This window comes from Paenibacillus sp. 4624 (assembly GCF_050435065.1).
GTDB classification, from domain to species: Bacteria; Bacillota; Bacilli; order Paenibacillales; family Paenibacillaceae; genus Paenibacillus; species Paenibacillus amylolyticus_D.
This window is the reverse complement of the sequence record NZ_JBNDJR010000001.1, coordinates 158,898-183,183: the sequence shown is the minus strand read 5'-3', so window position 1 is coordinate 183,183 and position 24,286 is coordinate 158,898. Positions and strand designations below refer to the sequence as shown.

26 protein-coding genes are annotated in these 24,286 nt (G+C 46.3%); 2 read left to right on the top strand and 24 right to left on the bottom strand.

Annotated features, from left to right (window positions below; all coding sequences use genetic code 11):
• Positions 1–90 precede the first annotated feature (90 nt).
• The 20 genes from ABIE27_RS00845 to ABIE27_RS00750 all read right to left on the bottom strand — a co-directional run bounded on the left by ABIE27_RS00845 (position 91) and on the right by ABIE27_RS00750 (position 16,299).
• Positions 91–1,644, bottom strand: a complete 1,554-nt coding sequence (locus ABIE27_RS00845) for a response regulator transcription factor (protein ID WP_123062794.1) — start codon at positions 1,642–1,644, stop codon at positions 91–93.
• Between the two features lie 25 nt (positions 1,645–1,669).
• Complete coding sequence (locus ABIE27_RS00840) at positions 1,670–3,415, bottom strand: sensor histidine kinase (protein WP_240036632.1); 1,746 nt, start codon at positions 3,413–3,415, stop codon at positions 1,670–1,672.
• A gap of 4 nt (positions 3,416–3,419) precedes the next feature.
• Positions 3,420–4,538 (bottom strand): response regulator transcription factor, encoded by a 1,119-nt coding sequence (locus ABIE27_RS00835; protein ID WP_123062890.1) that lies wholly within the window; start codon positions 4,536–4,538, stop codon positions 3,420–3,422.
• A gap of 238 nt (positions 4,539–4,776) precedes the next feature.
• Positions 4,777–5,775 (bottom strand): endo-1,4-beta-xylanase, encoded by a 999-nt coding sequence (locus tag ABIE27_RS00830; RefSeq protein ID WP_429349692.1) that lies wholly within the window; start codon positions 5,773–5,775, stop codon positions 4,777–4,779.
• Positions 5,776–5,908: 133 nt separating this feature from the next.
• On the bottom strand, positions 5,909–6,256 hold the full coding sequence (locus tag ABIE27_RS00825) for a hypothetical protein (RefSeq protein ID WP_123062797.1): 348 nt from the start codon (positions 6,254–6,256) through the stop codon (positions 5,909–5,911).
• Between the two features lie 19 nt (positions 6,257–6,275).
• Positions 6,276–7,172, bottom strand: a complete 897-nt coding sequence (locus ABIE27_RS00820) for an aminoglycoside phosphotransferase family protein (protein WP_429349691.1) — start codon at positions 7,170–7,172, stop codon at positions 6,276–6,278.
• 6 nt (positions 7,173–7,178) lie between these two features.
• Positions 7,179–7,673 (bottom strand): DinB family protein, encoded by a 495-nt coding sequence (locus ABIE27_RS00815; RefSeq protein WP_123062799.1) that lies wholly within the window; start codon positions 7,671–7,673, stop codon positions 7,179–7,181.
• Positions 7,674–7,707: 34 nt separating this feature from the next.
• A complete protein-coding gene (locus ABIE27_RS00810; RefSeq protein ID WP_429349690.1) occupies positions 7,708–8,244 on the bottom strand; it encodes a GNAT family N-acetyltransferase in 537 nt (178 codons plus the stop codon).
• A gap of 6 nt (positions 8,245–8,250) precedes the next feature.
• Positions 8,251–8,541, bottom strand: coding sequence for a hypothetical protein (locus ABIE27_RS00805; RefSeq protein WP_123062801.1), 291 nt, complete (start codon positions 8,539–8,541; stop codon positions 8,251–8,253).
• An 8-nt stretch (positions 8,542–8,549) separates the two neighbouring features.
• Positions 8,550–9,050, bottom strand: coding sequence for a hypothetical protein (locus tag ABIE27_RS00800; RefSeq protein ID WP_429349689.1), 501 nt, complete (start codon positions 9,048–9,050; stop codon positions 8,550–8,552).
• Positions 9,051–9,236: 186 nt separating this feature from the next.
• Positions 9,237–9,767, bottom strand: coding sequence for a DinB family protein (locus ABIE27_RS00795; protein WP_429349688.1), 531 nt, complete (start codon positions 9,765–9,767; stop codon positions 9,237–9,239).
• A gap of 51 nt (positions 9,768–9,818) precedes the next feature.
• Positions 9,819–9,950, bottom strand: coding sequence for a hypothetical protein (locus tag ABIE27_RS00790; protein WP_275670020.1), 132 nt, complete (start codon positions 9,948–9,950; stop codon positions 9,819–9,821).
• Between the two features lie 221 nt (positions 9,951–10,171).
• Positions 10,172–11,116: a GNAT family N-acetyltransferase gene (locus ABIE27_RS00785; RefSeq protein ID WP_429349687.1), complete on the bottom strand. Its 945-nt coding sequence runs from the start codon at positions 11,114–11,116 to the stop codon at positions 10,172–10,174.
• A 12-nt stretch (positions 11,117–11,128) separates the two neighbouring features.
• Positions 11,129–11,752 (bottom strand): hypothetical protein, encoded by a 624-nt coding sequence (locus tag ABIE27_RS00780; protein WP_123062805.1) that lies wholly within the window; start codon positions 11,750–11,752, stop codon positions 11,129–11,131.
• A 39-nt stretch (positions 11,753–11,791) separates the two neighbouring features.
• Complete coding sequence (locus ABIE27_RS00775; protein ID WP_123062806.1) at positions 11,792–12,505, bottom strand: DUF1361 domain-containing protein; 714 nt, start codon at positions 12,503–12,505, stop codon at positions 11,792–11,794.
• Positions 12,506–12,534: 29 nt separating this feature from the next.
• Entirely contained in the window at positions 12,535–12,963 is a 429-nt protein-coding gene (locus ABIE27_RS00770) for an N-acetyltransferase family protein (protein ID WP_429349686.1), read from the bottom strand.
• A 13-nt stretch (positions 12,964–12,976) separates the two neighbouring features.
• The gene (locus tag ABIE27_RS00765) at positions 12,977–13,444 is read right to left on the bottom strand and encodes a GNAT family N-acetyltransferase (RefSeq protein ID WP_123062808.1); all 468 of its coding nucleotides are present in this window, start codon (positions 13,442–13,444) and stop codon (positions 12,977–12,979) included.
• Positions 13,445–13,736: 292 nt separating this feature from the next.
• Positions 13,737–14,966 (bottom strand): amidohydrolase, encoded by a 1,230-nt coding sequence (locus tag ABIE27_RS00760; RefSeq protein WP_429349685.1) that lies wholly within the window; start codon positions 14,964–14,966, stop codon positions 13,737–13,739.
• A gap of 23 nt (positions 14,967–14,989) precedes the next feature.
• Positions 14,990–15,529 (bottom strand): methylated-DNA--[protein]-cysteine S-methyltransferase, encoded by a 540-nt coding sequence (locus ABIE27_RS00755; protein ID WP_429349684.1) that lies wholly within the window; start codon positions 15,527–15,529, stop codon positions 14,990–14,992.
• 56 nt (positions 15,530–15,585) lie between these two features.
• Complete coding sequence (locus tag ABIE27_RS00750) at positions 15,586–16,299, bottom strand: DNA alkylation repair protein (RefSeq protein WP_429349683.1); 714 nt, start codon at positions 16,297–16,299, stop codon at positions 15,586–15,588.
• Between the two features lie 162 nt (positions 16,300–16,461).
• On the opposite strand from ABIE27_RS00750, the gene mgtE reads away from it, so the two are divergent.
• Both mgtE and ABIE27_RS00740 read left to right on the top strand, forming a co-directional pair.
• A complete protein-coding gene (gene mgtE, locus ABIE27_RS00745) occupies positions 16,462–17,832 on the top strand; it encodes a magnesium transporter (RefSeq protein WP_123062812.1) in 1,371 nt (456 codons plus the stop codon).
• Positions 17,833–17,986: 154 nt separating this feature from the next.
• Positions 17,987–18,766: a class I SAM-dependent methyltransferase gene (locus ABIE27_RS00740; protein ID WP_123062813.1), complete on the top strand. Its 780-nt coding sequence runs from the start codon at positions 17,987–17,989 to the stop codon at positions 18,764–18,766.
• A gap of 106 nt (positions 18,767–18,872) precedes the next feature.
• Here the strand turns inward: ABIE27_RS00740 and mmsB are convergent, their stop codons facing one another.
• The 4 genes from mmsB to ABIE27_RS00720 all read right to left on the bottom strand — a co-directional run bounded on the left by mmsB (position 18,873) and on the right by ABIE27_RS00720 (position 24,284).
• Positions 18,873–20,036 carry a multiple monosaccharide ABC transporter permease gene (mmsB, locus tag ABIE27_RS00735; RefSeq protein WP_123062814.1) on the bottom strand — a complete coding sequence of 388 codons (1,164 nt, stop codon included), beginning with the start codon at positions 20,034–20,036 and terminating at the stop codon, positions 18,873–18,875.
• Complete coding sequence (gene mmsA / locus ABIE27_RS00730) at positions 20,020–21,570, bottom strand: multiple monosaccharide ABC transporter ATP-binding protein (RefSeq protein WP_123062815.1); 1,551 nt, start codon at positions 21,568–21,570, stop codon at positions 20,020–20,022. The genes mmsB and mmsA overlap by 17 nt, the downstream gene beginning before the upstream one ends.
• Positions 21,571–21,658: 88 nt before the next feature.
• Positions 21,659–22,744: a multiple monosaccharide ABC transporter substrate-binding protein gene (gene chvE, locus ABIE27_RS00725; protein ID WP_429349682.1), complete on the bottom strand. Its 1,086-nt coding sequence runs from the start codon at positions 22,742–22,744 to the stop codon at positions 21,659–21,661.
• A 274-nt stretch (positions 22,745–23,018) separates the two neighbouring features.
• Entirely contained in the window at positions 23,019–24,284 is a 1,266-nt protein-coding gene (locus ABIE27_RS00720) for a response regulator (RefSeq protein WP_240037123.1), read from the bottom strand.
• Positions 24,285–24,286 lie beyond the last annotated feature (2 nt).

The window sequence follows — 24,286 nt, the reverse complement described above, 5'->3', positions numbered from 1 at the left end:
TGTATGCGGTTTCAAAATAAACAGATTTAAGCATCTCCCCCCCTTAATTGCAGGAGGTCTTGAACCGGCTTATACCTCCTTATGTGTGCTCTACTTAGCATGCTTAAGGCGATACTCAGCCGGTTTCATCCCTGTTCTACGCTCAAATTGTTTTAGGAAATGCTGGTAGCTCTTATAACCAAGCTGCTCTGCAATCGCACATGAAGCATCGTCGGAATCTCTTAGCAGTCTCATCGCTTCCTCTATCCTTAGATCATGCACCATATCGAGAACACCCTTGCCATATTTGCGCATAAAAGATTGGCCCAGATGAACAGGATGCATGAAGAATCGTTCGGCAAGCTCCTTAATGGTAAACGTCTCTCTAAAATGCTCTTGCAAATACTCAGCTACCATCGCCTGTGTTCCGCCGAGCTGTTTTTGACGAAGAGATGATGCCGCAGCTTGACACTTCAGGCAAAAATTTTCCAGCATACTCGCTGATTTTTCGATGTTCCAGCGGTACCGGTCATCAGAATCAAAGGCTGTATCTAGCAACATATCCTTCGTTTCTCCTCCAAGCTCCTTGCATAGAGAAAAACCACGGAATAAAATCTGGGTCATGAATATGTGTACGAATTCAGGTGCAGCCTTGTTCATTACAAATTGATGGAATGCCTCTCTAATCGACAGACTGAGCTGTTCTGGCGAACCGTTCTCCAGGTGCTCCATAATGAGATCCACTTCACGGAGAGATTCGGGATTAAACCTCAGTCGTTGTTCCTGAATATCTTCGGCGAATAGCAAATTCCCCTGGTGCAGAAACAAAAAACGCTCCGTCTCGACAGCCATACTTCTGGAAAGAGATAAAGCTTCCGGTTGCTGCACAGGTAAACCGACGGCAAACTGAACTCCGTCTGGAATAACTTCATTTAAGTCAGACAACAACCTTTCCGCAAAATCCCGATGGCCTTTTCCCTGCCATGATTCTGGCCCTGAAGAACCTTCACCCCATACAATGCCGCAGGTATCCAGTTCATTTTCCACCACATAACAGCACGGTTCACGGCTTACGGTCTCATGAATCATCGAGCGAATCTGACCAGAATCAGCACGCTGAAATCTTACTTTCACATACGTCCACCTCTGAGCTTGTTCATACAAATGAGCGATATCGTGAGCCATCTGTTCTGCATCATCAACTTCCTGTCCGGTGACCAGTACAGCCAAAACATGCCGGGTTTCCTGCACTTTGGCCTGTTCACGAACACTCGCGCGCAGTTGCTTCTCCTTCAACTCCTGCGCCAGTCGCGCCAGCATATCGTCCGCTTCCAACGTATCCACAGGTTTGGTTAAATAATTGCTTACGCCAAGACGAATGGCCTGCCTTGCGTAATTGAAATCGCTGTAACCACTTGTAATGACAAACATTGTGGAATCATGCCCCAGACGACGTGCCTCTTCAATCAATTCGAGCCCGTTCATCGCTGGCATATGAATATCCGTGACAACCAGATCAGGTTTACTCGTACGGATCGCTTCGACTGCCTCTTCTCCATTGGTGCACACACCGTTAATTTCAAACCCGAATTTTCGCCAATCAATTAACAACTGCAAGCCTTCAATCGCAAACGGCTCATCATCCACCAATAGTACTTTATACATCTTGCTGTCCCCCTTTGTTCATCAGTCACAGTCTATCTGTGGGAATATGGAATCCGGCTTCTGTACCGCTACCCTTCTCACTGCGAATCGTGAACGTTGCATCTCCTTCATAAAATAATTCCAGGCGACGATAGACATTACGAATGCCCACATGTGATCCGTCCTTCGCCTGATCCGAGCGTACGTCCTGTATTAATTGCCGCAGTTTATCCTGTTCCATCCCGATCCCGTTATCGATGACACGAATAACCAGTCCGGATTCACCTAGCTTTGCGGTAATATGAATCAATCGTCCAGTCTTGCGTGCCTGCAATCCATGTTTGCACGCATTTTCCACCAGCGGCTGAATACTCATACGTGGAATACGTTTGCCTGCAGCCTTTGGATCAATATCCAGAGTATAATCAAATAATTCTCCGAACCTGAACTTCTCAATTTGAAGATAAAGTGTTGTGAACTGCAGCTCCTCTTCGAGTGGAATCAGGTTGTCTGATCTGCTGAGCAACTGTCTCATGAGTAATGATAAGCTTTTAATAATTTCAGATACTTCGGTATAGCCGTTCTTAGTGCTCACGACGAGCAGTGCGTTCAGTGTATTAAACAGAAAATGTGGATTCATCTGGCTCTGGAGCATAGATAACTCCGTTCGGACTTGATCCAGTTCCAGATCCTTGTGCCTGATCTCCAGTTTGTATACGTCATTAATCAGGGAATGGATTTTGCTGATCATCATATTAAAAGTGCGAATTAACCCGCCAATCTCGTCCCGGCCTTCCTGGATCTCGATCAGGTCAAAACGTTCATTCCGCACTTTCTCCATATGCCGTGACAATTTACGGATACGGTAGTGGTACGAACGCAGAATAAAGTAAATGAGCACCGAGGGTACGATGACACTGATGACCGCCAGCCACAAAATAGAATTACGCGCTTCGTCCAACAACTGATCTACATGCCGCGTATCCGCAACACCAATCAGCTTCCAGCCGTCCAGGTAAGCCAGATTACCAAGTGACTTCTCCATGATATATTCGGAATTCACATCGGAAGACCATCCCTCTGCCGGGAAGCGCGCACTGGAAACAACCGGACGGCTGTTTCCGTCCACAAGTCTGAGCTGCAGGCTGTTTGTCTCCCGATTAAGGATGCTGTAAATACGATTCACTTCGAGATCAATTCTGGAATACTTCGCATAGTTAGCATATGAAGTAAAGGTCTTCATTTTCCCGATGACACTAATTCGCTTCCCTCGGCTAAATCCAGACTGTTCTTCGTAATCAATAACTAAAATATCGCCGTTTGCTTGATTTAACTGCTCCATGCCCGGCAGTGATGTCGTTTTGTCCTTCATGACGATGTAGTGACTGCCCGTCTGAATGGTATCGTTATTCGTATAAATTCGGACTTCCAAAATATTGGCCGACATATACCGTGTCAATTTGTCACGCAAGAAAACATGATACTCGTTGTAATATTCCACAGGTGACGCGTAGGTACGATCCAAGGCCTCATACAAGGAATCATCCGCTGCAATCATACGGCTTAGCGCCACGCTCTCATCAATCATACCGACCAATTCTCCTGCAGCCCTGTCAATCGATTTGCGCAGATTTTCCTGTTCCCGCACTTTGATATCTGCAGATGTTCGTTGATAAAAAAACAAATTAATCGCAATAATCGGAAGAAGAATACTGACGACATAGATCAGCAAAAATTTATATCGAAGGGGGATGTCGTTTACCGTATGAAAAGTCCTCTTTTTCTTATGCACATAATCACCCTTGGTTATTGTTTTTATATAGAGATGGGAGTTCTCCTGTAAGCGCTTTAAATTTTTCTGTAAAATACTCCGCATCATGATAGCCCAATTCGAATGCAATATCTGAGATTTTCATATTGGTTCGGCGGAGCATCCTGCGTGCCTCTTCAATACGAAGACGATGAACATACTCACTGAAGCTGACTCCCATCTCACGTTTGAACTGCTGGCCTAGATAAGCCGCATTGACATGAATGTGATTGGCGAGCTGCTGCAGTTTGATTTTTGTGCGATAGTGCTCTTTCAGATACTGGACAGCCTCTGCCACCAGCCCACTGGAACCCGGGTCGGCCTGAGCCATCGAGGCAAAAGTTTCCGTAATCCGAATAAACAATTTCTTCAAGTCTCCCATGAACCAGCTCTCTGTATGATGCCAGGTCCGCACTTGGAGAACAGTCTGATCTGCTCCGATCATGCTGTATCTGCGTAGCAGTTCTCCATGGATGTATCTAACTGCGCTTTGAGCCCAGATCATCACGGCCCGTGATTCTTGCATCTCCTGTAGCATATCATCAACAGTGCGAGCAACGCCTGTTACATCTCCTGCCTCGATTAAAGCGATAAACTGCCGGGCGCGCGATGCCATTTTCTCCAGATCCGCCTCATCCAGCATGCCGCCCTCATCCATAGTTGTGTCCAACATCTCCATGGCGTCATATTGTTCTTCCGCAAGCTTGATCTCTATTTCCTGTCGCTGTGTATCCAGCGGTATGATCAGGTTCCGTAATAACTCGTGAATTTCTTCTGGCACTAAAGGTTTGAGCACATATTCATTCACCCGATATCGTATCGCCTGCTGCGCATAACCAAACTCGGAATAACCGGTTACGATCACGATCTGGGAATCATATTTCAACTCTTCACGCATGGTCCGAATCAAGCCCAGTCCATCAAGCACCGGCATCTGTATATCGGTTACCACCAAATCCGGATTTACATGATTGATCAGATCTAGTGCTTCTTCTCCATCGGTCGCAGTTCCACACAACTCATATCCGCAGCCTTGCCAATCGATCATCGTTTTCCAACCTTCCAGCATAAACGGCTCATCATCAGCTACAATGACCTTGTACATTGGATTCACCTGCCATTTCCCCTTTTTTTCTCCAGTATGGCATCGTACCGTCCATGTGACAATGCTAAGATTCAAATAAATCTGCTCTCTATATAAGATACTTCAAAAAAGCCTTACATGTTTAACCCTTTTTCTGGGGTCTACATGTAAGGCTGTAATTCCGAAACGGTCAGAGAGCGCTGTATGCCTAACTGAACTTATACCTCAATTGAGCCTGAGCTTATGCCGAAGCTTCTTCTTACTTTTGCCCGAGAATGCGCCAAAATGAATCCTTGGGTTGCAGCTTGGTATCGAACACAAATGGCCAGTTTTTGCGGCCGCGTACCGGGAAATGATCCAGCCACGTATAATTATCAGCCGCACCCCAGAATGTTACAGAAGTGATATTGGATTTATACTCCCGGAACAACCTAAAAATGTCCTCATACCTTTTCTCCTGAAGCTCCGCCATCTCAGGCGTTGGCTCTGTCAGATCAGTGCGCCGATCCTCGTGTTGAAACACAGATAAATCCAATTCAGTGACGTGAAGCTGCACATCCAGTGAAGCATAACGTTCAATGGCTTCACGGATCTCTTCAATGGACGGACCATGAGTATTCCAGTGTCCCTGCATGCCAATCCCATGAACCGGAACCCCTTGATCCAGCAAGGATCGAACCAGATTGTATATTTTCTCCCGTTTGACCGGATTAGTCTCGTTGTAATCATTGTAGAACAGCAGTGCGTCAGGATCGGCTTCATGAGCCATATTGAATGCTTGCGCCAGGTAATCTTCTCCAAGCAATTGCAGCCATTTTGTATCTCGCATAACCGGATCGGTCTTATCTTCGATGGCCTCGTTCACCACATCCCATGCGTAGATCTGTCCTTTGTAACGACCAACGACGGTATCGATATGCTGCTTCAACCGGGACAGCATCAGTTCTCTCGAAGCCGGGCCGCCAGAAGCATCCTCAAACACCCACGCTGGCGTCTGGTTGTGCCATACCAGGGTATGACCCCGAACACCTATCGCACGGCCAACGGCAAAATCAACGATCTCATCTGCTGCCTCAAATGTATATTCATGCTCTCTCGGATGAACCTCTTCAAACTTCATCTGATTCTCCGCAGTAACACTGTTATAGTGCTTTGCAATAAATTCCCCTTCGGATTGTAGCGTTCTCGTATGTACTGCTGCACCTATTTTAAACGCATCGGCATAAGCAGTATGTAGGGACGGAATTTCGGTAGACATCCTGGTTCCTCCTCGCAGATTTGTTTCTTCATCATAACGGATAATGAATGCGCTTTCCCTGAACAAAATAAACCTTCTCCCCCCTGAAATTCTACCAATTTCAGCACAAAAAGAAGAATTACAACAATATACGTTATAACTTGTCTATCTGCAGCAAAGTCACTTGCTTCACGGTACATGCTGGGCTCACTTGTTCTTCAGAGAGAACATTAAGCTTGATCAGGCTTTTCAGCTTATGGCTGTCCACCTTGGACAGCAGCCTCCAGATCTCCGGGTCAGGCAACGATGCGTACAGCTTCTGATCGTCATATTCCTTGCGGTGCTGGAGTACCGTTTTCACCTTATATCCGCCTACTTCGGTCTCATATACGCCTTGCTGCGCACAGTACGCCACAATCTCGTCTCTCAATACACATAACTGTTGTTCGATCTCTTTCTGCTGCTGTTTCAGTTCGAAGTAAGCCTGTACCTTCTGTTCCATTACTCATCACGCTCCTCTACTACCATAGGTATGCAGAAGATGAGAATTTAGGACAGGCTTGTAGGTAAAAGTTATGAGTAGCTATATGCTGCACACGCCGCATAACTTCTGAATTTCTCGGAACATCGCCTTCACGCGAAAGTAACACCCAGCGTAACCAGGCCAATGCTTCAAAGCCCTCTTCCTCATCCAGCATGTTGCCGGCGACCGCTTGTAATTCGGATTGATAAAACATTCCATACTCTTCTCCGTTATAGATCGTGATTAGAAAAACAGACCATGCCGCATCATATCTCGGATCTCCGTACTGTCCGTTGGTCCAGTCTATAATGGTGTATTTTCCATTCATCTCTACGATATTCCCCAGATTATAGTCGCCATGAATGAAGTGATCCTGTCTGATCTTTACTTGCTTTATCAAGTTATGAACAATGTGATGGATATCTTGGTGCTTGGCAACCTGAGGAAAGAAATAGTCGACAAAATGGTACCGAGGAATATAATCTTGTTTTGCTTCTTCTGTTTGCGGCTCTTTAACACGGACTGGATACTGGTGGATATCATGTAAAGTCTGAGCCATTTGTCTTAATATTTCTTGATCTAGCCGGGTAACCGGCACACCATCGTAACTTGTGAGCAATACTTGATTCCGATGCTGATCTATCCCCCAGCCATACGGCCTGGATACCTGAATCCCGCTTTGAATCAGCTTCTGCAATAACTGATACTGTTGTTCAATATTCGGACGAGACTCCTTATTCCAGATCTTCAGTACATACGGCTGATCATTGAGTTCAACACGCGTAACATCCGCTTCCAATCCAGGCTTAAGCGGGATCATCCGATGCTCCTGTCCTATTCCCTGCCGAATCGCTTCATCCAGTTGAACCCAGTGGATACAGCTAAGTTGTATCACTTATACTCACGGCCCTTCATCATGGTTTGGCTCGATCAATCCTTTACCTATGACATTAGCAGATACGGGCTCTCGGCCAAGTTCTCTAGCCCATACGGATAACTGTCCCATATGATGAATTTCATGCGCAATGACATGACGCATAATTTCACCCCAAGCATCGATATCCACGCGTCCATCACTCCGGCGGTCAATGAAAGTTCTCTTCTCCATGCCCGGCTCCCAAGCTAATACGAATGCTTCTACATCCTGATGCAGCTTACGGTCCAGCTCACGAACGGCTTCGAGCGTCTGGTAGTTTGCAAAATCCTCCGCAGTATCCGGTTTTCCTTGTAGCAGTTGAAGCCAGCTCCACTCCACATCGATGACATGAAAAAAAGTTCTCAGGATACTTCCTACGCCACCTGTACGTTGACGAAGCAATTCTTCTGTTGGCAGTTCTTCGCACCAAGCATACCACTGTTCACGCACGATCCAGTTGTATCGAAAAAAGACTTCCATCAGTCTAGCCTCCTATTCTGCTGTAATCAGCTGATTACAGCTTCTTAATCAGTTCTATATTTGCAAAATTGTTTGATGAATGTTTCTCATCACCATAGATGCCGCCGATCTGGCTAAAACCCGACCTAAACCAGAAGCGTAAGGCTGGCCAATTTTTGAGTGCGACATTAATTCTAATCTCATCATAACCCAGAATGGTCAGCTGATTAGTTAAAGCAGACATCATTTCCTGGCCGTATCCTTGTTTCTGAACAACGTTCCGAATATATAAAAATTCCAAATACAATACATGTTCAGCAGGGTAGCCATGATATACACTTAACATCCCGATCGTTTGATTTCCCTCAAGCGTACGTATACTTTGAATTCTATAATTGGCTAATATTCCACCTGGGGGAAGGTTTCCTTGTTCTATACAATTCTTAACGTAATTTATATCATTTTCTTGTCCATCCCATTCCTGTATATAACGGCTTGTATCATATAATTTTTGAAGTTCAACAATCTCGAAAGGCTTTACATCTGAAATAATTAGCCTTTCTGATTTCCAGCTTGAAGGAAGATGCTTCATTATTATTCACTCCACTGATTTCTTAGTTAATCTTTTTTTGATATACACAATCACATGCATTCCAGCATAAATAAATAGAACATTCACGAAATATATCAGTACATTAATATGCATATCGGATATAAACCAGATTGATCCGTTCGAATCCGAGACATGATAATCTGTCAAAAAACGAAGCGGGAATCCATATTCCGTTCGTAAAATTTTGTTATCGTTATTCAGCGTTCCTGGAAGAAAAAAGACAGCCAATACAGCAAGCCAAGCGGACCAGTTCAATATTTTTTGGTGTATCTTCATTACGTCTCCTACTGTTCCTCCTTCGCCAGATTTCCTCCGTAATAGGTTCCTTCCAGCTCTTGATCCAGATAATTCTCCAACGCCTGATGTTGCAGCGAATACCTCGAATTTTTGCTAAAACGGCCAATCTTCGTAACGTATATCTGTTTGCCGTTGTATTGTATCATGACCTGAGTGTTATGCTTCATTCTCAAAGCGATGCCCATATGAATGCTACCCTCGATGTGATCCACAGCTGTCTTCGCAGACGCTGGAGCTTCATTCACCCAATCAACAACTTTGTTTACTTCCTCTTCATTTAAAATAGCATCCTCAAAACGAATATAAGCCCCGCCGCCACCCTTGGTATATATCGTTTTACTCGTGTCTGCACGGACAACCTCCGCACTGGAGAGCGGGGTATCGATATTCACGAACCGATTGTTCATAAACGAGAAGTACAGGGCTAAAGCAGCAGCTACAGTACCCATAACCAACCAGAATCGTTTAATATTACGTGTGTTATTCATCCTCCATCACCTCGTAATGTGTGTCATGTCCACCACATGAGCAAACATGCTCAGCACCGAATTATGATGTTCAATAATCTGCTGTTCCACGTTTCAACGGGCTCCCACTGTTCTTATAATAAAAACAAACTGAATTGAACTTTAGTTACAACCTATTTTATCATTTATCCAATGGCGGCCTCCCCTTCATTGATCAGATGTATGGGTGTGGAACCATTTCCGCAACTGATTTATATGTGCCTGATGATAACGATTGTGGTCAGCCATATGCCAAAGTCCCCAGCGAACAGAAGCTTGCTTTTCACTCCTATGGCCGAAAGTGACCACGATATCCATATCCGCATCCGTAAGATTTGTGCATGTTTCCTGCAGCATGTTCATTATCAACTGATGTTGTGAAATAAGTGTGTCTCTGGATACCCCCTCCATGAACGGAAGTTTGTTATTTTTATCAATCATGGGACCATATTGCTCCAACATATCGTAAGGAATCGTTTGTCCTTTGATACGATACACCCAGTTCAGGTCAACGAAAGTAATATGTCTCAGTAACTGCGCTGTGCTGTTGTATAGGTTACCAGGCCCTTTGTAATCGATCTCCTCCTGTGACATGAAATCCGTGATAAATTTCAGGCGATCACTGTTCTCTTTAACCGCGGCGAAAAGCATACCCGTCAAAGAAGACATATTGTCCTCCCCTTTTAAATCATGAATCATACCCTCACCTCTTCATTAGGCTATCGTTACTGTCTCTCTTTCAATAAAGACTTAATTTCCTTCAACTCCTCCAAAATCTCTTTCGTATGCTTCGTATTTTTTTGAAGTATCAATAGCCGTCTTGATGACATATTGACCTAAAACCAAAAGTATGAGTAAACAAATAATTATGCCAAATATCATATTTCTTTCCTCCTATACTGAACGAGAGAAGGCGATCTCAGCAGATCGCCCCTGTTCGCTAATTATTTTCTTTTTCGAGTCGACAGTCGACTCCCATGAAATGCTTTTAAAATAAAATCTTTATCTGGAACGTTCAAATGCTTATACGCTTGAAGATATTTGGTGTTGTCATAAGGAACTCCTGTAAACATTTCCGTGAATGTCGGTTAAAATGGAAACCTTCATTCCGCTTCCTCCTCTGGTATATACATCGTCTGAATCTCTTGAACACCCTGTACAAAACCCAGATTCAGATATACCGACTCCGCATCATTACCTTCCATTACATACAGCCGTAAAAAAGGATAGTGTCCCTTAAGCATTGTTAATGCTCTCTGTAACATCTGGGTAGCAAGTCCTCTGCCTCTATACGCAGGAATCACACCGATACTGTACACCGCAGCCTGATTGTCCTGTAAACACAAGCGGCAGTTAGCGACCAGCTCACCCGTTTCCCGATCATATACCAATGTAGATGCCTGAGTCAGGACTTCATTCGTATAATTAGGATCTTCGTCAGGTGTAAAATCTTCAAGAGAGCTCTGTTTTCTGCGCGTTGCTTCCAGACTTCCGCCGAAACTTTCCAGATCACACCGGGCGATTTCCTCTTCATTTACATATTTGAAGCCGCCTGATCCTTTTTCAATAATCACTGGACTTTTCACGGTCATCCTACTATCCCAATCGATATCAAAATGATCCGTAGGCCGCTGCATCCAGCGGCATCTGAACTCGGCTGGCCAGAACCCCGCTCTCGCAAACCAGTCTACTTGACCTGGAAGAATCTCAAATGTCAGAATACGTTTGCTGCGATCCGACCACTGTACTAATTTCTTTTTCAAAAGTTTGACGACCTCAAAGCCTTGCTGGAATGGCGGGATGAGAAACAAATGATACATCTTGTTAGGCTCCATTCGTACACCGCCTATTTTGCTTTCTCCCCGATAAATCCAGTACGCACTGCATCTTGAGGAACTGAATTCTTCTTCCCTGAAAAATCCGACGTATCCCATATCATAATAAATGGTGCAAAATAACCCCCACTCCGTAACATCCGCAAGGCGAATCGAGTATTCATCCGACAGATCATATTGAAGTGTATCTGCAGACCACTCTGTTAAATGCATATGTCCTTCCTCCTAAGCCGGGTATCCAATTTCTGCAATGTCCTCTTCCAACTCGTCTAACTCGATCTCCGGGTTTAATGCTTGCAGCAGTTGTTCATCCAACGGTTTCATGTCAAAAACATGCTGAATTGGCTCTAGATCCAGTTCAAGCTCATAATACTCCTGAGCCCAAGCATGATAATACACTGCACCGCCCACAAGAACTTGCAGCAGAGCATAAGCTTCATCTGCGAGCTGCCGACTCGAAGTCCACTCGTTCTGTTCCTCTTCGTTCCAGATGCAGAAGGTAGTCCGATCCATCATAAAAGCAGGCTCGTCCAGAAACGTCTTTTTGAAGTCTGCCGGCACACCCTCCAATACATCACCGAGTTGATCTTTATGTAGGGAAGCATAAGCTTTGTCGTAACCTTTGATGATTAAACGGTTGCTCGAATCAAACAACGCGAAATAGTGATCTCCCTCCCCATCTCTCATCGAAGCCATCTGTTCATTCTTATCCCAATGTGCATTGTACGAATAGTACCTGTACTCCCATTCTGGCATTAGAACCGCATCCAGCATCGCTGCTGCCTTGAAGATTCGCTGACATTCAGAAATGCCGGGCAGTTGCTTGATAAAATCAGAAGCCTCTTTCATGTTTTACCTCCCCAACAGTTGTGTGGATATTCCCGATTCCTAACTCTCTAGTTTTATCAATGAAATAATGACATATGCAAATGCCTGAATCACAAATATCAGCGCAACAAACTCCACCAGAAGACCGCTTGCTGAACTAAAATCATTCATCAAATCGATAACAATCTGCCCGGGTCTGGACACGATATCCCATGAATTCCAGCGATTAAATCTCCCGATATATACGCCCACCCCGCTTAGAAGTAGAACGAATCCGACAATGATCCAGCAAACAAACCTGTGTACGAATCGTTGCAGCACATGTTCTATTTGCCTTATAGAACATATGGAGAGCATTAACCCTACAATGGCTACACCAAACGTAAGGGTCAGACTGTACCAAAAATCCATCTCGAACCAAAAAACACTCTCCGGCTGAGCAATAAAATACCGGAATGCATGCAACATTTCTGTAAACAGATAGGCTGCGTTAGGCAAAAAGAAAAGCCAGATCAAACCGAGCAAACCTATCCACATCATGCCCATCCATCCGGGTCTCACAGCCTTACGTCGAAAGTTAAGAGCAATCATCGTTGAAATGAGAAACGGAACCCATGCCAGAAACATGTCCCAGTCTAGAAATGCATACATATTCGAGCCTGACTTTGCACGCAGATATGCCGCAATGCCAAGACAGCATAACGTCATCAACAGCAGTGTGAACGCTAATGCAATGAATCTTTTGTTCAATATTCGATCATGTTTATCTCTCATCTTGTTGGACTAGTCCTTCTTCTATCAAATTATAGATATTTCTTAAAGGCTTTGCTGGACTCGCCATCGTACCCTAGCTTTTGATAAAATTGATGGGCCCCTTGCCTAGTAGCTCCACTAGCGAGAAGGATCTTGGATGCATTCATCTGCAAACATACCTCTTCCACATGTTCCATTAATTCTGTGCCGTATCCCTTGCCCTGCACCTCGCTAGACATAATGACCCTTTCAACCAAACCAAACGGTCGATTTCCTGCGAGAGCATCTAAGCAGATATGTAAATGTGCCGTACCTACCACCTGCTCCTGGACTTCATACACGAAAAGGAAGCTGTGTTCGTGACGCCTGATCTCTTCAATTCGTTCAGCCAGCACCTCAGTATCCGCGTGGTTAGGCAACAGCTCTCTGTACAATTTTTCAATCGTTGCTGCATCCCTGGCTTCGGCTTCTCTGATCATTTTTTTGCCACCTCTACCCTCTAACTTGATAACCTAAAATAATGTCGCCGTTATCCTCCAATTCACCTGTTTCCTGAAACCCACAATGTTTGTACAGTGCATTAGCCGCAACATTATGCGGAACATGAGATACCCTGATTTGCCGACAATCACTTCGCTCCTGCAACATGTAAATCACTTCCTGGATGGCACGTTTCCCATAACCCTGCCCCTGATGTTTCCCATCAATCATACAACGAAGAATCCAGTAATACCCATCCGTATAAATCTCGTTATCAAATAAAATAAACCCAACCATCTCATTCCCAGCATAGATCCCGTGAGGTTTTGAAGTTACTTCCTTGGTCGCATGAATTAAGGAATCCGCATTGCTCGCTACCAGTGTGAGTTGATCTTCCCTCGGTTGCAGACGGATGCACTCACTTTCATTTTCCTGCGTTATCGGTTGCAAAGTGACTTGTTTCCCCATGTTATCACGCATATCTCATTCTCCTTCGTCTATGGCTACTTCAATTTTCTTTTGTCAGTCTTGTTCAGAAGGTATGCATGGTTTGCCTGCGAAGCATATGTAATGTTCATAGGACTAGTAAAATCATAATCTATCATAACCCAGAATGTGGGTTATGCGTATAATTTCTTCCTCCATATGGGCTATATATGTTGAACTAAAATTTTTCCACACGGTTCATGCCTGTTCATGCAAAAAAAGCCACGGCATCCGTGGCTTAATCTTTAACCTTCATTCTGTTCATTACATCATAAGGTGATGCCTGTTACGCTAGCGATCCACTTACCAATTGTCCTTGATACCACACAGCCATCCTTTCAGATCGCCTTGCCACCGCTTCGGCTGCACAACTCGCTTGAACCAGGACAAAGCTGGCTGCATGGTTGACCTTCGGCCATAAGTTCTCCCCTGCTGCATTCAGTGGCGTCACTCCACCCGTAATCGCAGCCAGCGACTGGGACAACGATAACTCGTCGCTATATCCATACAGTTCGGCGAAGCGGCCAGCCTTTTCAAGCATATCCCCACTGCCAAAAGGAGACCAGTGATCCGTCAGACTGTCTGTCGCCAGTTTTACGTTTACACCCACACGCTGCAACATCGGAAGTGGCATCATCGTTCTGCCAATCGGCACCGTTGAAGCCACACTCATTCCCAGCGATGCCATGCGGCTCGCCATCTCTTCTGCCTCCTGCTTCTCTGCTCCTGCAAACCAGAACGCGTGACTGACCGTCACCTGACCCTGAAGCCCTGCTTCTTCTGTCAGCCTCACAAGTTCCAGCAACGTTTGCTTGCCAGCTTCGCCGCCATCATGCAGATGTATATCGATCCCTGCTTGATGTTTGACCGCCAGTTCAATCATGGTATGCAGCGATTTTTCGATGTTTTCGTCTACGGTATACGGATCAAGTCCGCCTACATGTGTTGCACCCTCTGACATGGCTTGTCCCATGAGTTCGACCGAGTTGGACCGTAACAGCCCATGCTGAGGGAACGCGACAATCTCTGAAGATATTTTACCTGTATAACTCTCCAGGGCCAGCTTGGTTGCTTCCAAACGTTTCAGCCCGCTTACCGGTTCAATGTTACAATGCGCACGAACGTGTGTAGAGCCGTAACCCTGTATTAGTGCAAGGATGCTTTCCGCCTGCCGTTTCGCATCAGGTAGCAACTTGGGCAATAGCACCTTCTCTTCCTCAATCCGATCAAAGATGCTGGAACTGCGTCTAACCGCTCTCCATGGCCCATCATAATAGGTTTTATCCAGATGAATATGTGCTTCTTCAAATGAAGGCAGTAATAGCAGCCCTTTCCCATCCACTCGCGGCAACTCTTCTGTCCATTGCTCCTTTGCGTCCACAATGGCAGCAATAACTCCATTCTCAATCCGTAGATGAGCAAGACCCGTTTGTGTGCCCGTTACCTCTGCTCCTTCACGAATATATCCTCGTTCCAGTCTTACATTGGTAAGCCAGTATGCCTGTTGCTGTTCCATCCTCTTCCCTCAATTCTCTTTAATTAAAAATTAAACCGTGCATGTCCGCCATCCGTCACGCCTTCAATTCGTTCCAGATCTAGTAATCTGCGCTTCATCTCCAGCCCCCCACGAAAACCCGTCAGCTTGCGATTAGCACCAATAATCCGGTGGCACGGCAACAACACTGGAATGGGATTCGCCCCGTTCGCTGCACCTACAGCCCGTACAGCCGAAGGTCTGCCGATGGCAGCAGCGATGTCTCCATATGTGCGTATCTCACCATAAGGCACTTGCCCAAGCGCTTTCCATACCTCCTGCTGAAATGGGGTGCCGATCAGGTCAAGTGGAATTGCCTCGGTGAAGGCTATCTTCTCCCCTGCAAAATAGGACTCCAGCCAGTCCATCATGCCTGTCTGTCTTAACGCCTGCTCATTTTCTTCGAGCTCAACACCGGGTGCAATTTTGCTAATCCAGCCTTGCCAGTCCGCTATCGTTTCATTGGGCATCACCACCCGGCACAGTCCTTTTTCAGTTGCCAGCAGGCTCCACGGTTGGCCGTGCAGCTGCATGGTAGTGTACATCAACTTTTGCCTCATCACGTATTCACCTTCTCTTCTCTCAGCTCCAAGTCAGGAGGTTATCTGTTTAATGTCTGCACCTGTTTTTTCGCCTTGCGTTTCATGCTTCGTATCAATTGCTTATCCTCCGGTGTAACCCGATAGGATTCGGTAATCTTCTGGAGTGCTTTGTTGTACGTAAAATCGTCAAGTGTATTGTGCTGCAAATACGGCATGGTCACCTCAGGATGCTTCACATACGCAATCGAAATTGCCCAAGCCACCGCCATTTTCACATAATAGGCCTCATGTTTAATCTGATCAAGTAACGGTAACACCTGATGAATATAAGGGAGCTCCAGATAAAAGTTCAACAACATGACCACGCCAAACCGAATTTCATATTCCTGATCTGACTTCAAATAAGGCTGAATGAAGTTCCACACCGCCTCCTTATGCACTTTGGTATATTTCAGTCCGGCACAGAAGCTGTCACATACCGACCAGTTATCGATTTTGGGCACAAAAGCTGCAATGCGTGTAAGTAGCTCATCCAGATCTGTTTGCACATGACCAATGACCATCGCTTGCAGCATCACTTGTTCAAAATATTCATCTTCCGCCGTATCCAGGTACGTACGCCAGTCTCCAGCGGCAATCTTTTTGGCTATTTTGCGGATTGCAGGCAAGCGCACCCCCATCACGTTTGAAATATTCGGTATAAGGGAAGCCGCAAATTTCTGGTATTCCGGCTCAGCCAAGCTGAGCAGTTGTGTTCGAATATCGGTTTCCAAGGGCACTGGACCTCCTCGTTGATTACTGTAGAACAAGTATATCCTGAGTGCTTTCTTTTGTAAGCCCATCTCGAATGTTTGAGCAAGATTTCAATATTGTTTAACAACGAATGCATTCCGTTTAAAAATATGAAGCGCACCATTCAGGAAAGGAGTGTCATTATGAACGATTCTCAAACCAATAAAGAGCTCTCCGTTGATGAGATTACCCAGCAACTGACACAGCATGTACAGTCCCAGAATCTGCCGGAATTCTACAAACTCGTGAAGGAACTGCGCCCCTATGATCTTTCACTCATCTATAAAAAATTCCCTGAAGAAGAGAAGAATCGTTTTCTTCTTCTATTTAAACCGGATACACTTGCCGATCTGGCCGAGAACCTAAAGCTTCACGAACAGGCTGAACTGTTTGAACGACTCGGGCCAGAGCGTACACTGGAAGTCATGCAGCAGATGGACAAAAGTGATCTCATTCGCTTCATGCACGATCTGCCCGCGAAACGCAGGGAAGAATTGTTGTCCAGCATGAACCTGGATCACTCCGCTATCATTCGCTCTGTACTTAGCTATCCCCCAGAGACTGCCGGACGGATCATGACCGACCGCTATCGCACGTTGTCCACCCACGACACAGCGAAGGAAGCACTAAAGCAATCACAGGGTACGCTGCACCTCTCCCCTTCCAGTTACCTGTATGTCATTGACGATGAAGGCAAGCTGGCTGGTGTCGTTAGTTATCGCTCGCTTGCTCTGGCCGATGACAAAACCAAAGTTGAACAACTGATGACCAGACGTGTCATTCATGCCACCGTAGATATGGATCAGGAAGAGGCTGCCCAGTTGCTCCAGCGTTACGAATTCATCGCACTTCCGGTCGTAGATGAGAATAACAGGCTGTGCGGGATCATCCAAATGGATGACGTCATTGACATCATTATGGATGAGGCCAGCGAAGACCTCGCCAAAATGGGCGGCGGCGGTAAAGATATTGATTTTGATACCAAACCGCTCGTTGCGGTCAGACGCAGGTTGCCTTGGCTTATTTTGCTGTTATTGATCGGCTTGATCTCAGGAAGCATTGTGGATTTTTTTGAAGATACGCTGAATCAGGTTGTGGCTCTTGCGTTCTTCATGCCTATGATTGCGGGTATGACGGGAAATACAGGGACCCAGTCCCTTGCTGTCGTCGTACGCGGACTTATCGGACGCAAGCTGGACAAGTCAACGGTACTCGCCCTGATTGGACGAGAGATTAAAGTTGGTACGATGATCGGTCTTGTCTGTGGTCTGCTAATTACGGTAATTGCTTATTTCTGGCAAGGAGACTGGTTGCTCGGGATGATTATCGGTGTATCCCTGTTTCTCACGCTAATCATCGGTACACTGACAGGCACATGCATCCCGCTCTTGCTCAGCCGTTTCAAAGTTGACCCCGCTGTGGCATCCGGCCCGTTGATTACAACGTTAAATGATATTCTGTCCCTGTTTATCTATTTTGGTATCGCCACCCGTTTTATTGGGGCGTTGATGTAAATCTTACTGTGCAGGGATTCGTTTAAACTACACCGTCTCTAATTCAGAAATTTATGTAAGCTGGCACCTCTTGACGATATAGATAATTATGGTATCGTAAAGATATATCTTTTATTGAAACTACGTTTCACACAATGGAACAAGAGGTAGTTTTGTGCCCATTAATTTTCATGATAAACGCAACAGAATGACGTACACGACCAGAACTGCCGATGCATCTTGGTTATCTTTGATTGAAGAGCATGCAGGCATAGCCGGTAAGGAAATTGTTGACATCGGCTGCGGCGGAGGCATTTACACCAAAGCTTTAGCACACTCAGGGGCAGCACAGGTTACTGGAGTAGACTTTTCAAATGAGATGCTAAAAGGCGCGGCGCGGCATTGTGAGAATTTGAGCAATGTCACATTGCAACAAGGGAATGCCTACAACTCGGGACTTCCAGATAACACTTTTGATATCGTTTTGGAACGAGCGCTCATACATCATTTGCATGATTTGGGCAGCTGTTTTCAAGAAGCTAAGCGTATCCTCAAGACTAATGGTGTATTCATCATTCAAGACAGAACACCGGAAGATTGCTTATTGCCGGGAGATGAACATCATATTAGGGGTTATTTCTTCGAAAAGTATCCTGAATTGATTGGCCTGGAACGTTCCCGTCGGCACGAAGCCCATGAAGTCCAGAGATCGCTTGATTCCAATGGATTCGTGATCCTTAAAACATTGCAGCTGTGGGAAACCAGATATGTTCATCAGAATATAGCTGCATTAAATAGAGATTTGGCGCAGCGGACTGGACGGTCGATTCTTCATGAATTAACAGACCGTGAGCTTAGCGAGTTGATTATGTTTATTAACTGCAAACTAAAGAACCCTGCTGATCCAATTATAGAGAAGGACTCATGGACGTTATGGATTGCGGTTAAAAAATAAAGACAAAGAGGCTTGGCACACGCCAAGCCTTTTTACTAAATCCAAATTCCAAATTCGCGGCATTTCATAAACCTGTTGGCGTGAGCTACGACACAGATGCCAATATTTACGCCGCTCTTTTGTTTTTGTTATAGATATCAAATGCTACTGCCAGCAGCAGTACCAATCCTTTGATTCCCTGTTGCCAGTCAATACCTAGACCAATGAGGGACATCCCGTTATTCAGCACACCCATAACCAACCCACCGATGATCGCGCCAAATACGGTACCGATTCCGCCTGATGCTGACGCTCCACCGATGAAGCAGGCTGCAATAGCATCCAGTTCAAAGTTCGTACCCGCTCTTGGCGTAGCCGCATTCAGACGTGCGGCGAAGATCAGACCGGATACAGCTGCAAGTGTACCCATGTTCACAAACACCCAGAACGTTACTTTTTTCGTTTTGACCCCCGACAGTCCTGCCGCCTTCTCGTTGCCCCCGAGAGCATACACATGTCGTCCCATCACGGTACGATTCATGACAAAGGAGTACACCACGATTAGCACAAACAGGAGCACCAGAATGTTCGGGATACCCGCATAACTTGCGAGCACGAAAGTAAACAGGTTCGTTACCGCTGCCACGACAATCAGCTTAAGCAGGAACAGCCCTTGCGATACTACTTCAAATCCATACTTGCGCTGGGAAGCTCGTTCCCGCAGTTCATTCACAATGTACCAGATGGTGAGCGCAATCCCCACAATGATGGACACCAGACCCAAGCCCGAAAATTGTACATCTGGCAGGAAACCGGAGCTGATCTTTTGAAATCCAGCAGGGAAAGGAGATATCGACTGCCCTTCCAATACAATCATCGTCAGACCACGGAAGAGCAACATACCGGCGAGCGTAACAATGAAGGCGGGTATCCGCACATACGCAATCCAGAAGCCCTGCCATGCACCAATCAGCGCACCGACCAGCAGGGAAGCAATGACTGCGAGCCAAGCTGGAAGCTGCCAATCCACCATCATGATGGCGGCTACAGCACCGACAAAGGCCGCAATCGAACCGACGGACAAGTCGATATGCCCTGTGATAATGACCAGCACCATCCCAATGGCGAGGACTAGAATATAACTATTTTGCAAAATCAGGTTCGTAATATTAATTGGCTTGAGCAAGAGCCCGCTAGTTAACACCTCAAATAGAAGCATAATGACAACGAGGGCAATGATCATGCCATATTGACGTATATTATTTTTGAACAGTTTAGTTACCGTTTCCATGCTTACCGCCTCCAGACTTGGTCATATATCTCATCAGTGTTTCCTGTGATGCCTGTTCCCGGCTGACTTCACCCGTGATTCGTCCGGCATTCATCACATAGATCCGGTCACACAGACCCAGAACCTCCGGCAGCTCCGATGAAATCACCAGCACACCCTTGCCTTCGGCAGCAAGCCGGTGGATGATTGTATAAATTTCGAACTTGGCTCCTACGTCGATCCCGCGTGTCGGCTCATCCAGAATGAGAATATCCGGCCCGGCAAAAATCCATTTGCTCAGCACCACCTTCTGCTGGTTACCTCCGCTCAGATTCCCGGTTTTCTGCAGGATGTTCGGTGCCTTGATGTTCATGCTTTTCTTCATCTCTTCCGCAACCAGCACTTCCTCCTGCTCGTTCACAACGGCATTACGAGTCAGTTTGCCAAGTCCGGTGAGTGAAATGTTGCGTTTGATATCATCCATCAAAATGAGGCCATATTCCTTGCGATCCTCCGTCACATAAGCAAAACCATTCTGAATCGCCTCAGTCACACTGTTATTCTGAATCGGCTTGCCATCCTTGATCAGTTGCCCCGAGATGTTACGACCATACGATTTGCCGAAAATACTCATCGCAAGCTCTGTACGCCCTGCTCCCATCAGTCCCGCGATCCCTACGATCTCGCCACGTCTGATGTTCATGTTGATCTGATCGAGCACCTTGCGCTCGGCCTGATGCTCGTGATACACCGTCCAGTCTTTCACTTCCAGCACGACGTCACCAATGGTGGCATGACGTTCAGGGTAGCGGCTCGTCAGATCCCGTCCAACCATTCCGCTGATGATGCGATCCTCGGTGACGTTGTCTTTTTTCATATCCAGCGTTTCAATCGTTTTGCCGTCCCTCAGAATCGTCACCGCATCCGAAACCTTGGATACCTCGTTCAGCTTGTGAGAGATGAGAATACAGGCGATACCCTGCTTTTTGAATTCGAGCATCAGCTGCAGCAGATTTTCACTGTCGTCTTCATTCAACGCTGCGGTGGGCTCATCCAGAATAAGCAGACGCACTTTTTTGGAGAGCGCTTTCGCAATTTCAACAAGTTGTTGCTTACCTACCCCGATGCTGGATACCAGCGTGTTCGGATTTTCGTTCAGACCTACTTTGCCGAGCAGTTCACGTGTCCCGACAAAGGTTTCCTTCCAATTCACGATGCCTTTACTGGCACGTTCATTGCCCAGATATATATTTTCCGCAATGGAGAGATAAGGGATCAGCGCCAGCTCCTGATGAATAATGACAATGCCCAGATCCTCGCTCTGCTTGATATCTTTGAACTCACATGTCTTACCGCGGAACAAAATATCCCCTTCATAACTTCCATACGGATATACTCCGCTCAGCACCTTCATCAGCGTAGACTTGCCTGCGCCATTCTCGCCGCAGATGGAATGAATTTCGCCTTCCCGGATTTTCAGGTTGACGTTCTCCAGCGCTTTGACTCCCGGAAACGTTTTGGTAATGTTCTTCATTTCAAGAATAATGTCCGTCATGGCATGTGCTCCTTTCCTTGAATGATGCGATATGGCAAACCGATCTTTTGCATCGTATTTATGAGCGCTTTATCTCTTTGTTCACACTTTACGGCAGGCCTATTTCTTCTTTGGTGTAATACTTGCTGCCCACAATATCTTTTTCCACGTTAGTACGATCTACAGAGATCGGGTCGAGCAGATATGCAGGAACAACCATTAATCCGTTGTTATACGACTTCGTGTCATTCACCTCTGCTTGTTTTCCTTTCAAAATGCTGTTGGCCATCTCCACTGTTTTCTCGGCGAGCTTACGCGTGTCCTTGAACACCGTCTGTGTCTGTTCTCCAGCCACAATGGACTTGATCGATGCCAGTTCCGCATCCTGCCCCGTAATAACCGGAAGCGGTTTATTCGGCTTGCCGTAGCCAATGCCTTTTAGAGATGAGATAATCCCGATACTGATTCCGTCATACGGAGATAACACCGCATCCAGATTATCGCCTGAATAGTACGCACTCAGCAGATTATCCATCCGTGCTTGTGCCAGTGCCCCGTCCCAGCGCAGTGTAGCAATTTGCGCCATCGTCATCTGTTTACTGCGGACGACCAGTTTGCCAGAATCGATATACGGCTTGAGCACGGACATTGCACCGTCGAAGAAAAAGTATGCATTGTTGTCATCCGGTGATCCGCCAAACAACTCAATGTTAAACGGCCCCTTACCATCCTTAAGCCCCAGCTTCTGTTCAATATAGGAGGCTTGCAACACCCCGACTTTAAAGTTGTCAAACGTAGCATAGTAAGTCAGATATGGCGTGTTACGAATAAGCCGGTCATACGAGATGACCTGAATGCCTTCATCATGTGCCTTCTTGATGACATCGGTCAGCGTATTTCCGTCTACAGATGCAATGACCATGACATCGACGCCTTTGGTAATCATGTTCTCGATCTGGGAGATTTGATTCTCAACCACGTCTTCGGCGTACTGAAGATCTGTTTTGTAACCTTGCTCCTGAAACAGACGAACCATGTTCTCTCCGTCTCCCACCCAGCGTTCCGACGATTTGGTAGGCATGGATATGCCGACATATCCTTTCTCCTTGCTTCCCACATCACTTTCAGCCAGATTACAGGCCGAGAGCATGAAGGACATCACCAGAAGCCAGATGAGTATTGCTCCTTTTTTCATATGAAGTTCCCCTTTCCTCACGTCATCGCGTTCAGTTGGAATCTTAAGATAACGCTTACAACTCTTAGAGTATCGTCTAACTTATCGTCCTTCTCTGCATCTCATGGTAGCATTTCACAGCCAGCAAGGTCTTTGCACGTTTTGAACCTTTTTTATAAAAATTTAACTTTTGATGGAAGCACACAACGAAAAACCCACCACAGGCGATTAACCTTTTACGCGGTGGGTTTGCTTGTAACCTCTGATATCCATACATCCGATGATGCTTCGAAATCTACAAAGAGCCTGCTGTGGAACTGTCTGTTCCGCCGTTCTTGCGATATTGGGCAGGTGAGATGCCCATCGTTTTTTTGAACGCTGTGCTGAAATAGTGCTGTGTATCATACCCTACGCGTTCAGCGATTGTATGGATCGGGAGCGACGTAGAGTCCAGCAACTGTGCAGCTTTACGAATACGGGCATGAGTGACAAGAGTAACAAACGAGTCGTTCAACTCTTTTTTTAACACACGACTGAGATATACTGCCGACACCTGCAAACGGGACGCCAGCGATTCCAGCGTCAACTCCCGTTCTGCGTACTCCTCCTGAATTAATTGTCGCGCCCTGCGAACGAGCGGAGAGAGCTTCACTTCTTCATATACCTGTTCACGGCAATGCCGATACGTACCCGGCACCTCTTCCAGCGTCCCCCTATGAGGTTCGACATGGGCATGAACAGCGATGTTCAGACAAGCACTAATCTGCTGCTCCAGCAGGAGTGCAATCTCCTCAGGGGTCTCCTGCCACAGACAAATCCCGATCACGCTGCTGGCATCACGGAAGAGCACATGCGGATGATCTCCGAGCAGTTCTGATATGATATTTTCCATGGCAAACAGGAACAGTTGACGATCATTCTCCCTCAGTATAGTCTGACGCGCCTCGGCAGCAGGCCAGCGCACCACACCAACTTGCACAGGAGATACAGACGGCAGATGTAGAAAAGCAAGCTGTTCCATCAGACTTTTACCACCTGCCTGTCCTTCCATCCACTCCTGACAAAATCGCTGGCGAAGCAGCGGAATATTTCGTTCAATCTGCTCTGCCGCCTGTCTGACATATGCTGTCCGCTGATGCTCCTCATCCAGCCGTTGACGTAACCGCTCCAGAGCAGCTCTCAACTGGTCTGCTTGTACAGGCTTCAGGATGTAATCCTCGACCCCGAGACGAACGGCTTCCTGGGCATAAGCGAACTCATCATGCCCGGATATGATCAGATAACGAACTCCTGGACACTGTTCCTGTAAAGCACGGATCAGTCCAATGCCATTCAGAAACGGCATATTCATATCGACCAGCACGACATGTACATTTAACTCAACCGCCCGTTCAAGTGCTTCCTCACCGTCCTCGGCTTCACCGACAACCTCCATGCCAAGTGCAGCCCAATCCATGGCCTCCCGGATTCCTTCTCGAATAATCGGTTCATCGTCGGCAATCAGCACTCGGTACAGGTTATCCGCCGCATTGGCATTGACCGGTGTCACTGTATAATCCACAG

Excerpts from the sequence above, each read along its gene's own strand:
- ABIE27_RS00785 (WP_429349687.1), bottom strand. The coding sequence starts at position 11,116 with ATGCATTTAACAGAGTGGTCTGCAGATACACTTCAATATGATCTGTCG.
- ABIE27_RS00780 (WP_123062805.1), bottom strand. The coding sequence starts at position 11,752 with ATGAAAGAGGCTTCTGATTTTATCAAGCAACTGCCCGGCATTTCTGAA.
- mmsB (WP_123062814.1), bottom strand. The coding sequence starts at position 20,036 with ATGGAAACGGTAACTAAACTGTTCAAAAATAATATACGTCAATATGGC.
- mgtE (WP_123062812.1), top strand. The coding sequence starts at position 16,462 with ATGAACGATTCTCAAACCAATAAAGAGCTCTCCGTTGATGAGATTACC.
- ABIE27_RS00845 (WP_123062794.1), bottom strand. The coding sequence starts at position 1,644 with ATGTATAAAGTACTATTGGTGGATGATGAGCCGTTTGCGATTGAAGGC.
- ABIE27_RS00795 (WP_429349688.1), bottom strand. The coding sequence starts at position 9,767 with ATGATTCATGATTTAAAAGGGGAGGACAATATGTCTTCTTTGACGGGT.
- chvE (WP_429349682.1), bottom strand. The coding sequence starts at position 22,744 with ATGAAAAAAGGAGCAATACTCATCTGGCTTCTGGTGATGTCCTTCATG.
- ABIE27_RS00790 (WP_275670020.1), bottom strand. The coding sequence starts at position 9,950 with ATGATATTTGGCATAATTATTTGTTTACTCATACTTTTGGTTTTAGGT.
- ABIE27_RS00775 (WP_123062806.1), bottom strand. The coding sequence starts at position 12,505 with ATGAGAGATAAACATGATCGAATATTGAACAAAAGATTCATTGCATTA.
- ABIE27_RS00810 (WP_429349690.1), bottom strand. The coding sequence starts at position 8,244 with ATGAAGCATCTTCCTTCAAGCTGGAAATCAGAAAGGCTAATTATTTCA.
- ABIE27_RS00800 (WP_429349689.1), bottom strand. The coding sequence starts at position 9,050 with ATGAATAACACACGTAATATTAAACGATTCTGGTTGGTTATGGGTACT.
- ABIE27_RS00815 (WP_123062799.1), bottom strand. The coding sequence starts at position 7,673 with ATGGAAGTCTTTTTTCGATACAACTGGATCGTGCGTGAACAGTGGTAT.
- ABIE27_RS00760 (WP_429349685.1), bottom strand. The coding sequence starts at position 14,966 with ATGGAACAGCAACAGGCATACTGGCTTACCAATGTAAGACTGGAACGA.
- ABIE27_RS00835 (WP_123062890.1), bottom strand. The coding sequence starts at position 4,538 with ATGTACAAGGTCATTGTAGCTGATGATGAGCCGTTTATGCTGGAAGGT.
- ABIE27_RS00825 (WP_123062797.1), bottom strand. The coding sequence starts at position 6,256 with ATGGAACAGAAGGTACAGGCTTACTTCGAACTGAAACAGCAGCAGAAA.
- ABIE27_RS00755 (WP_429349684.1), bottom strand. The coding sequence starts at position 15,529 with ATGTACACTACCATGCAGCTGCACGGCCAACCGTGGAGCCTGCTGGCA.
- mmsA (WP_123062815.1), bottom strand. The coding sequence starts at position 21,570 with ATGACGGACATTATTCTTGAAATGAAGAACATTACCAAAACGTTTCCG.
- ABIE27_RS00805 (WP_123062801.1), bottom strand. The coding sequence starts at position 8,541 with ATGAAGATACACCAAAAAATATTGAACTGGTCCGCTTGGCTTGCTGTA.
- ABIE27_RS00830 (WP_429349692.1), bottom strand. The coding sequence starts at position 5,775 with ATGTCTACCGAAATTCCGTCCCTACATACTGCTTATGCCGATGCGTTT.
- ABIE27_RS00765 (WP_123062808.1), bottom strand. The coding sequence starts at position 13,444 with ATGCGTGATAACATGGGGAAACAAGTCACTTTGCAACCGATAACGCAG.
- ABIE27_RS00770 (WP_429349686.1), bottom strand. The coding sequence starts at position 12,963 with ATGATCAGAGAAGCCGAAGCCAGGGATGCAGCAACGATTGAAAAATTG.